13 protein-coding genes are annotated in these 15,310 nt (G+C 41.6%); 5 read left to right on the forward strand and 8 right to left on the reverse strand.

Annotation, left to right across the window (positions count from 1 at the left end):
* Window positions 1-126 precede the first annotated feature (126 nt).
* Entirely contained in the window at window positions 127-1,812 is a 1,686-nt protein-coding gene (gene kdpA / locus AC504W_RS19145; RefSeq protein WP_494873828.1) for a potassium-transporting ATPase subunit KdpA, read from the reverse strand.
* A 644-nt stretch (window positions 1,813-2,456) separates the two neighbouring features.
* Between kdpA and rseP the strand changes: the two genes are divergently transcribed.
* From rseP to rpsN, 3 genes are all read left to right on the forward strand, one after another.
* Entirely contained in the window at window positions 2,457-3,530 is a 1,074-nt protein-coding gene (rseP, locus tag AC504W_RS19150; protein WP_096578962.1) for an RIP metalloprotease RseP, read from the forward strand.
* A gap of 270 nt (window positions 3,531-3,800) precedes the next feature.
* Window positions 3,801-4,469, forward strand: coding sequence for an endonuclease III (nth, locus tag AC504W_RS19155; RefSeq protein ID WP_494873829.1), 669 nt, complete (start codon window positions 3,801-3,803; stop codon window positions 4,467-4,469).
* A gap of 72 nt (window positions 4,470-4,541) precedes the next feature.
* Window positions 4,542-4,844, forward strand: coding sequence for a 30S ribosomal protein S14 (rpsN, locus tag AC504W_RS19160; RefSeq protein ID WP_044500173.1), 303 nt, complete (start codon window positions 4,542-4,544; stop codon window positions 4,842-4,844).
* A 54-nt stretch (window positions 4,845-4,898) separates the two neighbouring features.
* Here rpsN and AC504W_RS19165 read toward each other — a convergent pair whose 3' ends face one another.
* Window positions 4,899-5,228, reverse strand: coding sequence for a DUF8822 family protein (locus AC504W_RS19165; RefSeq protein ID WP_494873830.1), 330 nt, complete (start codon window positions 5,226-5,228; stop codon window positions 4,899-4,901).
* 107 nt (window positions 5,229-5,335) lie between these two features.
* On the opposite strand from AC504W_RS19165, the gene aat reads away from it, so the two are divergent.
* On the forward strand, window positions 5,336-5,911 hold the full coding sequence (aat, locus tag AC504W_RS19170) for a leucyl/phenylalanyl-tRNA--protein transferase (protein WP_494873831.1): 576 nt from the start codon (window positions 5,336-5,338) through the stop codon (window positions 5,909-5,911).
* Window positions 5,912-6,108: 197 nt separating this feature from the next.
* Here the strand turns inward: aat and AC504W_RS19175 are convergent, their stop codons facing one another.
* The 3 genes from AC504W_RS19175 to AC504W_RS19185 form a co-directional block, all read right to left on the reverse strand.
* Window positions 6,109-6,918 carry a DUF3598 family protein gene (locus AC504W_RS19175; protein ID WP_494873832.1) on the reverse strand — a complete coding sequence of 270 codons (810 nt, stop codon included), beginning with the start codon at window positions 6,916-6,918 and terminating at the stop codon, window positions 6,109-6,111.
* 156 nt (window positions 6,919-7,074) lie between these two features.
* On the reverse strand, window positions 7,075-7,977 hold the full coding sequence (locus AC504W_RS19180) for a cell division protein FtsX (protein WP_096578977.1): 903 nt from the start codon (window positions 7,975-7,977) through the stop codon (window positions 7,075-7,077).
* A gap of 166 nt (window positions 7,978-8,143) precedes the next feature.
* On the reverse strand, window positions 8,144-9,856 hold the full coding sequence (locus tag AC504W_RS19185; protein ID WP_494873834.1) for a diflavin flavoprotein: 1,713 nt from the start codon (window positions 9,854-9,856) through the stop codon (window positions 8,144-8,146).
* 420 nt (window positions 9,857-10,276) lie between these two features.
* Here AC504W_RS19185 and AC504W_RS19190 point away from each other — a divergent pair, with 420 nt between their 5' ends.
* Complete coding sequence (locus tag AC504W_RS19190) at window positions 10,277-10,423, forward strand: hypothetical protein (protein WP_494873835.1); 147 nt, start codon at window positions 10,277-10,279, stop codon at window positions 10,421-10,423.
* On the opposite strand, the gene AC504W_RS19195 is transcribed toward AC504W_RS19190, so the two are convergent.
* The 3 genes from AC504W_RS19195 to AC504W_RS19205 form a co-directional block, all read right to left on the reverse strand.
* Window positions 10,424-13,756, reverse strand: coding sequence for a HEAT repeat domain-containing protein (locus AC504W_RS19195; protein ID WP_494873836.1), 3,333 nt, complete (start codon window positions 13,754-13,756; stop codon window positions 10,424-10,426).
* Window positions 13,757-13,825: 69 nt separating this feature from the next.
* Window positions 13,826-14,260 carry a hypothetical protein gene (locus AC504W_RS19200; RefSeq protein ID WP_494873837.1) on the reverse strand — a complete coding sequence of 145 codons (435 nt, stop codon included), beginning with the start codon at window positions 14,258-14,260 and terminating at the stop codon, window positions 13,826-13,828.
* A gap of 182 nt (window positions 14,261-14,442) precedes the next feature.
* Complete coding sequence (locus tag AC504W_RS19205) at window positions 14,443-15,252, reverse strand: Rpn family recombination-promoting nuclease/putative transposase (RefSeq protein ID WP_494873838.1); 810 nt, start codon at window positions 15,250-15,252, stop codon at window positions 14,443-14,445.
* Between the last annotated feature and the right edge of the window lie 58 nt (window positions 15,253-15,310).

Raw genomic sequence — 15,310 nt, forward strand, 5'->3', positions numbered from 1 at the left:
GCAGAGGAGGCAGAGGTGCAGGGGGGCAGGGGGGCAGGGGAAGAATTATTTCTTGTTCTCAACTCCCAACTCAGCACGGGCTAAACGCCCCGCTACCGCTAACAGCAATCTCAACTCAGCACTTTTTTAACTGCCAGATGCTAGTTTAAATCCTTCAGCGATGGGGCCTAGGGCTAAAACGGGAAAAAATGTCAATACGCCTAAAATTAGTACTATGCCCGCTGTCACTGTGGTGAATAGTAATGAATCTGTTTTGAGTGTTCCCGCTGTTTCTGGTGTGACTGGTTTGCGCGACATATTCTCAGCTAATAGCAAGATGGCAATAATTGGGATATAGCGCCCACCCAACATACTCAACCCTGTGCTTAAATTCCACCACAGGGTATTATCATTTAGTTTCTCTAAGCCGGAACCGTTATTAGCTGCGGCTGAAGCATATTCATAAACTACTTGAGAAATACCATGAAAGCCGGGGTTTGTAATTCCTGAGAGGGAGAAGGGATAAGCTAGGGCGATCGCGCTGGGAATTAAAATCATGATGGGGTGAATTAACAGCACAACGCTGGCGAGGATGATTTCGCGCTTTTCAATTTTGCGTCCTAAAAATTCTGGTGTGCGTCCTACCATCAACCCTGTTAAGAATACGGTGAGAATTAAGTAAACTAGCAAGTAAGCTATACCTGTACCCTGCCCTCCCCAAATAATCTGCACAAATAAGTTAAATAATGTCGCAAATAATCCTTGAGGCATTAGGGAATCGAGCATTCCATTAACTGCACCAGTCATTGTGGCGGTGGTAGTTACTACCCACAGTGCTGTTTGTATAACTCCAAATCTGACTTCTTTACCTTCTAAATTTGGCAGTTCTACTCCCAATGTGCCATTAACGAGGGGATTTCCTTGCAGTTCGCCACTGACTGTCACCCAAACTAAAATCACAAAAGCGGTAAATACCATCCAAAATAACAGCCAAGCTTGTTTGAGATTTTTGGCAAACATCCCGTAGGTGAATATCAAGGCTGCGGGAATGGAAATCATGGCAATGAGTTCGATTAAGTTAGACGCACCATTGGGATTTTCAAAGGGATGGGCGGAATTCGCTGCAAAGAAACCACCGCCGTTCTCACCCAGCATTTTAATCATCTCAAAGGAAGCTACAGGGCCTCTGGCAATGTATTGTGTGCTTCCTTCTATCGTTTCCACAATCAATGGTTTATCGATGGTTTGCGGTACGCCTAATAAAACAAGGGCGATCGCTCCAACTACCGAAATTGGCAGTAATATCCTAGTAATTCCACGAATTAGGTCAACATAAAAGTTACCTAACCTTTTGCTAGTCAACCCACGAATAAACGCGATTCCCACCGCCAACCCCGTAGCTGCTGAGGTGAACATCAAAAAGCCTAAAGCTGCTACTTGGCTGAAGTAACTCAGGGTTGTCTCTGGGACATAGTGTTGCTGGTCGGTGTTGGTAACAAAAGAAATAACTGTGTGTAGTAAGGTATGCCAACGCGGGGAAAAGAAGTTATTGGGATTCCAAGGTAAAAATCTTTGATAATGTATCAAACCAAAAACTAAAATACCCATAACAAGATTGCTGGCAAGAATCGCCCGGATATACTGCCAGCCTGTCATATCATCTTTTCTGTTAACACCTGCTACCAGATAAATGCTGTGTTCAATTGGATTCATTAGGGGATCAAGCAACGTTCTCGCTCCCATGAACACACGCGCTATGTATCTTCCCAATATAGGGGCGATCGCTATGACAAGACACAGTGTCAAGCCGATTTGTAAAAAACCTTGTCCCATTTATTTTGCGCTCAGTTTAACTTAATACTCGCAAGCTAATTATTTTAGATATATTGTCGATTTCCGCTTAACGTAGCCAATCTATGTCTCTAGATAGAGAGATAAACTGTTTTACTTCGCACTCCGTGCAGTTGAAGCGCACGGCGCAGCTTGAATTCTGCTATAAGAGTGAACTATTTGACGATGAGATTGTGAGCAATTTGGCAATATTTTATTTAGTCTCAATACATCTATCTAGATTTACTGTGTTTATTCACTACAATTTTTTAGTGACTTTTTAAAGTTTCTGTCAAGAGTATTTAAAATTTAATATTAGTTACTGTTTGAGTTGGTGCATCAGCATGGCTTGTGTAATTGCACCAATTCGTGAGTAGTTTAGTATACTAATTGCGATTCAATATTTTATTCGTCTGCATTGCACATTGAATTGTAACAGAGGAATAAAAATTTACTAGAATACACCTTTAATACAATAGGTGCAGCTATTGTATTTACATATTTAGCATGACAAAAAACATCTGTAGAAGTTTGGCAGATGTTGGCAATTAATCAAGCTCAACAGCAGTTACAGGATTTATCTGTGTACTCCATCCCCAACTACTACAATAAACATATATATCCGCATATTTTGACTAATTTGCTTTATGTCAGTTTTAGCAGCGATCGCAGTCTTGGCTATTTTAATTTTGGTACACGAACTGGGACACTTTATAGCAGCAAGGTCTCAAGGCATTCACGTTAACCGTTTTTCTTTGGGTTTCGGCCCAGTTTTGTGGAAATACCAAGGAACGGAAACCGAATATGCTGTCCGTGCTTTTCCCTTGGGTGGCTTTGTGGGCTTTCCCGATGATGACCCAGATAGTGACATTCCACCCAACGACCCGAATCTGCTGCGTAACCGTCCAGTTTTAGATCGGGCGATCGTCATCAGTGCGGGAGTAATTGCAAATTTAATATTTGCCTATTTAGTGCTAGTTCTCCAATTGGGTATTGTTGGCATCCCAGAAAAGTTCAACTATCAACCCGGTGTGCTTGTTCAACCAGTTAATGAACAATCTATTGCCTATCAAGCCGGCATTAGAGAAGGTGATATAGTTTTAGCAGTTAATGGTCAAGAACTCCCGGCTTCAGACAAATCCACCGCTATCTTGACCAAAGAAATTCAAACTCATCCCAATCAGGAAATCGCCCTCAAAGTTCAACAGAAAAATCAACAAGTTTCCCTAAAATTAACCCCAGCCCTAGGCGCTGATGGTAAAGGCTTGGTAGGAATTCAACTAGGGCCAAATGGTAAACCAGTTTTTCGTAAACCTAACAGTCCTTTCGAGATTTTTGGTATTGCAGCTAACCGCTTCCAACAGTTATTTATCGGCACGCTCAACGGTTTTGGGCAGTTAATTACTAACTTTCAACAAACCATCGGACAAGTTTCTGGGCCAGTTAATATTGTGAAAGTTGGTGCAAAATTAGCGGCTGATGACAGCACAAATTTACTATCTTTTGCCGCGATTATCAGCATTAACTTAGCCATTATCAATATCTTGCCTTTACCAGCATTAGACGGCGGACAACTAGCTTTTCTATTAATTGAAGGTTTACGCGGTAAACCCTTACCTAGCCGCATTCAAGAAGGTGTAATGCAAACAGGCTTAGTCCTACTTTTAGGCTTAGGTATTTTCTTAATAGTCAAAGAAACCATCCAGTTAACCACTCAGTAGGATCGGCGCAAAATTAAAGCACTCAGACTCAAGTCTGACGCTAACCAAACAAAGCCTGCTTGTGCAGGCTAATTTATTTTTTACTTACTAATTTCTGAGTAAATAGGCACTTATTTTTTTAGGTGTTGCTGATTAGTCGGATGATTTTTATCTTTCGCAGAGACGCAGAGGGGCGGAGAATAAGAGTTTGAGCGATTGAGTTTTTAATTTTCATTCTCATATTCAGCAGTGCCTTTTTTTACTTTTGCCTTTTTACTTTTGCCTTTTACCATGACTACTACCCGCAAATCCCCATCTAAAAAACAACGAGCGTTAGAAATTCTCCAGCGCCTCAAGCATTTATATCCAGATGCAACTTGTTCATTAAATTACTCAACACCTATACAACTACTCGTTGCTACTATTCTCTCGGCTCAGTGTACAGATGAGCGAGTTAATCAAGTTACACCAAATTTATTTGGTCGTTTTCCCGATGCAGCCAGTTTAGCGAATGCTGATTTAGCAGAATTAGAAAACTTGGTGCGTTCTACAGGGTTTTATCGTAATAAAGCCAAGAATATTCAAGCCGCATGTCGGATGATTGTGACTGAGTTTGATTCGATTGTGCCTAACCAAATGGAGCATTTATTAAAATTACCTGGTGTGGCGCGGAAAACGGCAAATGTTGTTTTAGCTCATGCTTATGGGATAAATGCTGGGGTGACTGTGGATACTCACGTTAAGCGTTTGAGTCAGCGGTTAGGTTTAACCAAGTATTCTGAACCAGTCAAAATTGAACAAGATTTAATGAAGTTATTACCCCAAGCAGATTGGGAAAATTGGTCAATTCGGCTAATTTATCATGGTCGTGCTGTTTGTAAAGCCCGTTCTCCAGCTTGTGGAGGTTGTGAGTTAGCTGATTTGTGTCCTACTGCTCATAAAGTGATGACAATAGGCTAGGTAAATTAAGGAGTATCCCTAGAATTGATTAGGACACTGTAGAATGGAAAATGCTGTCTTTATTTAGAATGTATGGCGAAGAAAAGTATGATTGAGCGCGAGAAAAAACGCGCCAAGTTAGTGGCTAAGTATGCCGAAAAGCGGGAAACTCTGCTGGAAGAGTTCAGACAGGCTGAATCTTTAGAAGAGAAACTGGACGCTCATCGGAAAATTCAACAACTACCCCGGAACAGTGCGCCCAACCGTCGCCGCAATCGCTGCTGGGTAACTGGTCGCCCCAGAGGTGTGTACCGTGACTTTGGACTATCTCGGAACGTTCTGCGGGAATGGGCGCACGAAGGTTTGTTACCTGGAGTGGTTAAGTCTAGCTGGTAGTTATTAGTCATTAGTCAATGGTCAAAATATGGACTGTTGACTTTGGACTTTACTTTATTGACCGCAGCAACGGTCTATACCCAGACTTTCTAAGAGTAGATCGCTGACGGCGTTAGCGATCGCAAACTCTCCATAAAAGCTTTTGGAAAAATCAAAAGCCTGCATCTCTGTAACAATGGCAATTACCAGAGAGCCTAAGTCATTTTCTCCTTCCATACGTTGGCGCACAAAGATTTGCGCGGCTCGTTGAGCAATCGTTTGGTTGACTGCTTCAGGGATAAATTCTGCATCTAACCACCGCAACAAACACTCTTGTAACCACTCACCTTCAAGGAGGGGGTTGTTAGCTGGTGGTAGGGTAATGGATGGGATTGGTTGTGTCATTTTGGTAAACGCAGAGGGACGCTTAATATATCCCAGAGGAGCGCAGAGGATGGCGATCGCATCAAATGGCGTTCCTCTGAATTTTTTTATTCTATTTTGCTCTATCTATGCAATATGATATCGCTGCAATTATTCAAGGCTATGCTCAAGGCTATTTTCTCATGGCTGATGACGATTATGGCTTGGGTTGGTATGGTAGCCGCGATCGGACTTTGATTCCTTTAGATCAGCGATTCCGCTATCCTAAGTCGTTGCAGCGTGTGTTGAATCAGGAACGGTTTACAGTAGCGATTAACCGCGATTTTCCGGCTGTTGTGGCTGGCTGTGCAAACCGAGAAACAACTTGGATTTCAGAAGAATTAAAAGAAATTTACTTGTTACTGCATAAAACAGGTTTTGCTCACAGTTTTGAAACTTGGCAAGGTGACGAACTCGCAGGCGGTATTTTAGGAATAGTAATTGGCGGTGCTTTTATCGGTGAATCGATGTTTTACCGCATCCCCGAAGGATCAAAAGTAGCAATGGTCAAGTTAGTAGAAAGATTGCGCCAAAAACAATTTGTCCTGTTTGACGCTCAAATGATGAACCCGCATTTAGAACGCTTTGGCGCTTACGGTATTGGTGATGAAGAATATCAAACTTTACTTCACAAAGCGTTACAGCGTCGCTGTTCTTTGGTGTAACAGAAAATACGGAAAAGAAATTGTAAGTGAAATGCTAATGCTTAAATGAATTAAATCGCCTATTCTTTTTCTGAGCTATATTACAAGCGAAGGGATGAACAGCTAGAGAAAGAGGTTAGTGATAAAAAACTAGAAGCCTTGGCTCAGGAGGCACTCACTGATTATGAAAAATGGTAATTTAGAGTAAATTGAATAACTTATACTTTTTGTTCAGTCACCAAAGTCAGGCTTACCCATTCACCTTTATCGTTATAGGTGCGAACCATGCGCTGGCGCAAGTTAGGCTGAATTAACCAACCCACTTCTAAAAATAAGGGTTGACGTAATTTTACTTGTAATGGTGAAGTTGCAGAAGCACCGTTTGGTAATAGTAAAACTTGCACCTGCTTTTGTGGATCTTGGTCAAAATGAATGATAGAACCTTTGATAGTTGCTGTTGAAGTGATGGTTCTTTCGCCAAAAGTCAAACTCTGGACTAATCGTCCAGTATCATCTAAATGTAATTTTAAAGTTGAAGAGAAAGTATCAGGCGATCGCCAGTCAGGATATATTGTAATTGCCTCACCGCGCCATTCTCCCAATAAATCGTTCACCGTTAAGGGAGGGTTTTCTACTGGTTCGGTTCCGGCTAAATGTTCTCGAATTAAAGTTAGTTTATCTAGCTGACCGTTTTTATCAAATAACTGTACTAAACGTATACGGCGGTTTTCATAAATTAAACCAAGTTCTGCACCAAATTCTGTAAATGGTGCTAACTGAATCGAACCTTGAGAAAATGCACCATTTTCAAAGAATAGTATACTTTTAGCTAAAGAACTGTATTCTAAAACTAAATCTTCTTGTCCTTCGCGGCGGACAATTTGACGCATAGTTTTATTTTCGTTTAATCCTTCAAAGGAAACAACACTTTTAATATCTTCTAAGAGTTGACCTTGAGTTGAAAATCTGGTGAATGAACCTTGCCACGCACCAAGATTTTTTAATAAATATTCCCATTGAGATGCCATGTTATTTGTCCTTGGTCATTTATAGCAGGAGGCAGGAGGCAGGAGGTAAAGTTTTACTATGATTAGTATTCTTGCTTTTTAAATATCCTCACCTATACTTCGACTGCTATATCATTTGTTATTTGATCAATATAATAGAGAACTCTTGACCATTGACTAAGCCTTAGCAAATCGATGTACTGCGAATAAGCTGCCTATTAATCCTACCGTTGCACCGAAACTTAAGAGAATCAAAGGTAATAATAAGATTTGTGTGGGCGCAAGTTGCAAACCATTAGCAAGGAATTGAATAAACTCTGGTTGATTAGCGAGTAACTTACCTAAAAATTGTTCGATGACGGAAATGAAACTCCAAGCGATCGCACCACCAACTAAACCAAAGGAAATTCCTTGTAAAATAAACGGTAGATAAATCCACGCCGAAGTCGCGCCAACTAGTTGCATAATTTCAATTTCGTGTCGTCGCGCCAAGACAATAAGGCGAATGGTAGTAGTAGTAACAGCGATCGCAGTTAAAGTCAAAATACTGGTAATTGTCACAGTAAACCAGTTTAAACCTCGATGCAACTGAGCGATGCGTTTTACAGCTTCATCGACATACTCAACGGTCTCAACTCCCTGTAATTTAGCCAGACTTGTGGCTAAAACTGGTACAGCTTGAGAATTTCGCGCTTTTACCTTCATCTCATCAACTAAAGGGTTTTCCCCTAGCTGCTGAGTCGCACCGTCAATATCCGCAATTCTCAAATCCTTGACTAATTTTGCCCAAGCTTCTTCTTTAGTAACCGTTTGCATCGCCACAACTTCCGGCATTTTCACGACCAAATGTTCGATGCTCTTAGCTTCTATTCCCGGTTCTAAATATACTGAAACCTCTAACTGGCTGCCAAATTGATTCAGGAGTTTTTCAACTTGCCAAGAAGTTTGCAGACTCAAGCCAAATAAAAATAATAATACCGCCACAGTGCTAACGGCTGCCCAATTCATCCAGCCGCCACGCAACAACCCTAAGAAGGTTTCTTTTAATAAATAGTCGAGTTTAGTGAGAAATTTAAACACAGATGACCCCTACATCATAAAAGTAAATCGTAATCACTCTTTATACTCGATGTAATGAAGTTTACCCATGTCATTCTCACTCAAACCACAAAGGACGCAAAGGAAGAATATGCAATTCTCCGCGTAACTCCGCGTTAACCTCAGCGCTCCTCTGTGTTAAAACACATTAATAATGCGTAGCCGACTTACGATGATGCACAGCAGTCACACCATCTTGATTTAAAACCTTACCGTTTTCTACAGTGGCATAAACTAACCAGTGGTCTCCCGATTCCATCCGATTTTGGACTTTACACTCCAAATATGCTAAAGCATCTGCCAATATAGGAGAGCCATTTGTACTTTCTTCGGTAGCGACATCAGCAAATCTATCTTGTCCAGGGCCGAAGGGTTTGAGGAAATGTTTCATCAAGCCTATATGATTACCCTCTTTAAGAATATTCAGGACAAATTCGTTACCTGAGTGAGTCAGTGGTTCTACTGCCCGTTCTTTAGCAACGGCGATAGTTAACCCTGGCGGATTAAAGCTGGCTTGGGCTACCCATGAGGCTAACATAGCACTGGCTCTATCTTCTTGTTTGGCTGTCAGCACGCACAAGGAACCAACGATGCGCCCAACTGCTTGTTCGACATTTGTAGCGGGGACACTTTGCGATCGCACTTTTTTGGCTTTCTTCAAGGCTTGGGCAAAGTCTGTTCCGGCTTCTTCGCACAATTGTAAGGTTGCATCATCGGGTTTAAACTTGACACGGATGGTATCAAAACCAAAGCGATAGCCTGCATCTTTGAGTCGGCTTTCAATTAAATCGACCGCCTCACCACTCCAGCCAAAAGAACCAAAGACACCCGCAAGTTTATTGTTCGTTGCTGTGGATAGAACAATCCCTAAAGCTGTTTGTACAGGTGTGGGTGCATGACCGCCCAAAGTTGGCGAACCCATGACAAAACCAGCCGATTTTTCCACAGCTGCGCGGATGTCTTCTGGCTCGGTAAATTCGCAGTTAATTGATTCTACAGCCACACCCGCTTTTGTAATGCCACGCGCGATCGCTTGGGCTAAGGTGGCAGTATTCCCATACGCCGAAGCATAAATCAAAGCTACTGTCAAGTCAGCAGAGGTTTGCTGTTGACTCCATTGGCGATAAGCTTTAGTTAGCTCAATTAAGCCGTAACGTACCAAAGGCCCGTGTCCTGTAGCATACAAACGCGCTGGAAAATCTGCCAGTTTTTCTAGTGCTGTTTCCACCTGCCGAGCGTGGGGAGCCATCAGGCAATCATAATAATAACGGCGGTCTTCGTTAATAATTTCCCAGCCTTCGTCTAATACTTGGTCGCCGCAGATATGCGCCCCAAATAACTTATCTGTGTAGAGAATTTCGGTTTGGGGGTCGTAGGTGCAGAGTTCATCGGCGTAGCGGGGGTTGGGTGTAGGAATGAATTGCAGGTTATGTCCCTTACCCAAATCGAGGGTTTCTTCCCCCCGCATCACGATAATTGGTAAGTCAGGATTTTCTAAAGCACCGCGTAAATTTATCGCCCCTGGGTTAGAACAAACAAAGGTAATTTGGGGTGCAATTTCTAATAAAGCTTTTAAAGTGGCGGCGCGGTTAGGGTTGATGTGACCGAGAATGACATAATTAATTGCTTGGACATCAATACGCTGTTGCAACGCATCCAGATAAATTTGCGTGAAGGTTTCCCCAGGCGGGTCAATCAAAGCAATTTTGTCAGCTTGAATTAAATAGGAGTTAGCCGTAGTCCCTTTAGCTAGGGCGTATTCAATTTCAAATCTTAACCTTGTCCAACTGCGCGCTCGCATTACAGTTGTATCGGTAGCAATTGGCAATACTTGTACATCACGAGGTTTAGTATCTGGCATAATTTTTGAATAACTTGTTTATTTTTAAGTATTTATTATGGATTAAACAGCAATTGCTACATATAAGTCCACAATTGCCGCAAAGGAGTACCTATTTTAATTAAAGCTTAATTTAGTTGATGAAATTTACAGTATTTCTTATGCAGAGGATAACAAAATTAATTGCAGATATCTAGCGCATCTTTCTGAGGTTTGGATTTGAAAGAGCGATCGCCCAAGACAACGCTGTTACAATAAAGCCATACTCGATGCCGTATCCATCTTATGACCATCGCTCCCGAAAAAAATCCGCAAACAGGCATCTGCCAGGATGTTATATTTTATCCTGGTGATATATACATATTTCTATATCCTCAAAGCTTATCCGTATCTGGAAGAAGCTGATATTTATGAGGCACTTGCTTATGTTGCATCACCATTGTGAACGTATCGCCTGACATTGCCAATGTATTGCGTAACATTGCGATTGTATCGCCTAATATTGCCAATGTATTGCGTAACATTGTGATTGTACCGACTAACATCAAGATTGTATTGCCTGACATTGCCAATGTATCGACTATATAATCAACAACTACGCCGCAACCATTCTAAAATTTCATTAACTGATTGGTGGGGTGTAAAGACTTTGAGGGTGTTGTAGTTTGGTATGGGGTCGCTAATCAAACAAATTGCACCTTCAAATTTACTGATGGCGTTGAGAAACACATGGCTGTATGTTGCCTCGCCTGTAGTTTGAGTTGCGCCTGGGTGAAACAATAAAACCACTTGCTTATCAGTTTCTAGCAATTCCCAATAGGTTTGCAGTTCTGCCATTGTTTTCGGCGTACTATCTGCACATTTAGGACAGCCAGCTTTGACAAGTGCTGTGTAAATTTTGCTGGCTGGGTTATCTGGTGCGATGAATTTACTCGTGTCGATACAAATTAAGTGAATGTTTTGGCTAAGTTGAGTGTCATTGTTAATTGCAGTTTGCAAGTTTTGGAGTAAGTCAAGATGGTTAATAAAGATTGTTTCAGCGTTTCCTTGATGCCAAGCTTGGTAGAAATCGGGATAAGGCATATTTTGAGAACATTTCCAGATGACTTTGTAGTGATCAGCAAATTGCAAATAATCTTTTAAACCTGCGATAACTAAAGACCGATGTTGATTGTCTTGTATAACTTTCCCTAAACTTTCTGCTGCATCCCTACGGGTATAGTCATCCACATCTTTTGAATGCAGCAGTTGCACCAAAGCAGCGATCGCATCTTGATTTCCTGTGTCGATTTTCCCTAAGCTATCTGCTACCCACCAACGGGTTGAGTCATTCACATCCTTTGAATGCAGCAGTTGCACCAAAGCAGCGATCGCATCTTGATTGCCTGTGCCGATTCTCTTTAAGCTTTCTGCTGCCTGCTTACGGGTGGACTTATCCAAATCAGATAATTGCAGCAGTTGCACCAAAGCAGCGATCTCATCTGGATTGCCTGTGCCGATTTTCCCTAAGCTATCTGCTACCCGCCTACGGGTGGAGTCCTCCACATCTTTTGAATGCAGCAGTTGCACCAAAGCGGCGATCGCATCTTGATTTCCTGGGTCGATTTCTCCTAAGCTATATGCTACCAGCCTACGGGTGAAGTTATCCACATTCTTTGATTGCAGTAGTTGCACCAAAGCGGCGATCGCATCTGGATTTCCTGTACCGATTGTCCCTAAGCTATATGCTACCCGCCTACGGATTAAGTTATCCACATTCTTTGATTGCAGCAGTTGCACCAAAGCAGCGATCGCATCTGGATTTCCTGTACCGATTTCCCCTAAGCTATATGCTATCCGCCTACGGGTATAGTTATCCACATTCTTTGATTGCAGCAGTTGCACCAAAGCAGCGATCGCATCTTGATTTCCTGGGTCGATTTTCTCTAAGCTATATGCTACCCGCTTACGGGTGGAGTCATCCACATTCTTTGATTGCAGCAGTTGCACCAAAGCAGCGATCGCATCTGGATTTCCTGGGTCGATTTTCCCTAAGCTATATGCTACCTGCCAACGGGTGGAGTCATCCACATTCTTTGATTGCAGCAGTTGCACCAAAGCAGCGATCGCATCTGGATTGCCTGTGCCGATTTTCCCTAAGCTATCTGCTGCCTGCATACGGGTGGAGTCATCCACATCCTTTGAATGCAGCAGTTGCACCAAAGCGGCGATCGCATCTGGATTGCCTGTGCCGATTGTCCCTAAGCTATATGCTACCCACCTACGGGTGGAGTCATCCACATCCTTTGAATGCAGCAGTTGCACCAAAGCGGCGATCGCTTTTGTTTTTTCTGTTTGTTGTAATGTTGATCTAGCTTCATTTGGAATTGGACTAAGAAATTGCACCCGCTTTTGTTGTTCTGATAAATAACCAAAATCCCATTTGACAATTTGCTTTACGATTTCATCTGCTTGATAACAATCTTTAAACTCGGCAATTACCACAGCCGCTAAAAAGTAAGCTCGATACTCATAAAAACCTTTGTCTACATCTTCCCTATCCCAAGTACCACATCTATCTTTAAAATTTACTAAAGCATTGATCAATTCTTGCTGCTGTTGTTTTAGTCCCTCCCCTCTCAGCCCAAACCACAGCAAAATTACCTCTCTCCATTCTGGTTGAAAAATGCGGTAAGTTCCTTGTGTTGGATTATTAGGAACATGATTCAGAAACTCATGCCAATCATTAACCTTTAACGCAGCAAAATATTCTTGAAAGTTAGGATGAAAGAAAGCATAAACTTTTTCATCAGTTTCAGCTACTCTGTCTACTAAATTTAACCATCCCACATTCTCAGCTAATTTAAATAATCTCTCGCCCATTTCTTGATGTGCTAAACTCCGCCGCAAACGAAACCGCGCCGGACTGTTAATTCCAGCAAAAGCTACTTTGCTTAAAGCTTGGTGTAATTCATCCTTTAAATCATCAGAGTTACACAACTCAATAGATAACTCTGATTTCCATTCATAGAAATAGCGGGTAAATCTCTGATAAAGTGCTGCTTTCGTTTCTGGTAATTCTCCCTGCTTATCCAAATAGAATGTCTGACACAACAGCGACAACCGCAGAGGATTTGTTACCAATTTACGAATATTTTCATGTTGAGTTGCTTTTAATTTATCCTGTAGTGTCTTCCCTTTCGCTAAATTACCAGCACGCTCAAACCACTGTTGAATAAAATTATCAATTTGTTCTAGTTTAAACTCTTGAGTTTTATAAGTATCAAATCCTGTGAGTGTATTATTAACCTGGGCATCCCAAACATTTAACCGACAAGTTAACACCACCCGCGCCTGTCTCAAATATACTGTCAGTTCTCGATTAATTTTGGTTAATGCTTGCACGGGTGAATCTTCGCCCATTTCATCTACACCATCTAACAGTAGCCAAACTCTCTCTTTAGCAAAACACTCAAGTAATTGACGTTCAATTTCTGGCGTGACGACAGCATCAGATTTTATTAATCTCATCGCTTCAGTCAGCCATTGCTTGAGTAAATATTCCTCAATGGTTCTTCCCTGTAAGTTGGCGAGAGAAATACAGATGGGTAAATCTTGAGTTTTGTTTTGAATAAAGGCAGCAATGGTACTCAATAAAGTGGTTTTACCTGCTCCTGGTTCACCGATGATAGCAATATGTTTATTGTTGCCGCTTGGCTGTTGTGTAATTACTTCTTGTAGAAATGCGTCATGTTCATAGGTTTTGACTATAACTTCTTGAGTTAACTCATAAACTTGCGCCCTGTCTTGACATTCATTTAGCTGTCGGCGTTGCTGCTGTTGGCGTTCCACCAACCCCAAGGGAACATAAACGTTAACTTCAAAACCTTGTTCTGTCGCTTTGCGTCTGAGTCTTGCTGCTTCCTGCTGATTTTGCAGCATGGCGGTGCAAACTTCACGCCAGTCATTGGGAGTTAACCTTATCCCCTCCTCCCCTGGGGACGACTGTAGTCAGTTGTAAGTATTAGTCTGTTGCTCAATGTTGATTTGTTGAGCAACCATCGTACCTTTTTCTGCTTTAATTTCTTCTGCTAACTTCGCAAAGTTATTTACAACTGACGGCTGAGATTGGATTTCTGCTGCTTTATCTTTAATTTCCTTAGCAGCTTCAGACTGATCATTATTAACTGCTGCTTCCACATCCACTACAGCTTGAGCAATTTCGGGGTCTTGTGCGGCTTGTGTCAGTTCCAGCACTGCTTGACCGTAATCTAATGGCTGCGGTTCATTACTGGTAAGAGATGGTGCTTTATTCTTGCGGCGCAGTAATTCTATCAACTTACCAGGAGCAGTCCATAAAACATCACCAATGTTTTCGCCAACTTTCTCCTGTGCTTTAGTCCACAGTACAGTAGCCACAGCAATCAAGAAGCTATCAAGTGTCATAAATTCACTATCAATAACCAAATAGCGTCAAAATTTGATGTGTCTATTCTACTGGTAAAACTACTGATACGCTAAACCTGAAGGCGATCGCTCTTAGCGGCTGTTTAGTCAATTGTACAGAACGAATCTTTAGCAATTCGAGTAAGATGGGGTGCGATCGTCAGGACTCATCAAAAGTAATCTTACCTGTATTTCTCCACAGATTCCACAGCAACATTGAGTTGTTGAGCAATCTGTTCTACACTCATCCCAGTTTTCAGTAACAGTGGGACAGTAACTTTCAGAATTTCACCTCGACCTTGTTCTAGACCTTGTTCTAGACCTTGTTCTAGACCTTCAGCTTTTGCTTCCTGATATACTCTTGTTTCCTCTAAAGTTATTCCTAGCATAGCTTCTACTTCCTCTCTACTCAAAGATGAAAACTTGTAAACAGCAATTGTCGTGATAATTTCGATGATTTCGTTTTTTGGCAGTGTGCCTGTTTCTTCTAATTTTACTCGTTGAATTAGTTGCTTGGCTTGCTCTGCCATCGCTTCAGAGGATGCAATTGTTAACTGCATTAAGTTAATACCTATTGGCAGAGTATCAAAAGTACCTAACTCATCCAAATAAATGCGCTGAACTTGGTCGCTGTTTAAAAATATGCGATGGGTTCTTTTATCGTTTGGTTCCAAAGAGCGTGATGGAAATATTACCACACAGTACCAATCATCGTATTGAGATTGATTTCGGTTCAAATACATCAACGATTCAGTAAAAAACCGATGATAAAGACCTTCATCTTTCTGAAATTGAACTTCAGCAAAAAAGATAACTTTGGGTGTTGCGTTTTCTGGTGGTACAAAGACACCATCAATCCGAAAAGCGGTTTCTTTTACCTCCACTGACTCAAATCGATAGTTTTGCGCCTGTGCAGGACGGTTATCAACAAGTTCAAATATTAACGCTGGAAATCGTTTGAAAATTTGGTAATAAATAGAGTCTCGTTTCACAAAAAATATAGAAATATGTAGATTATTCAGGCTTAATTCTATCAGTCTTTATTTACAT

The organism is Nostoc sp. C96, from assembly GCF_059384975.1.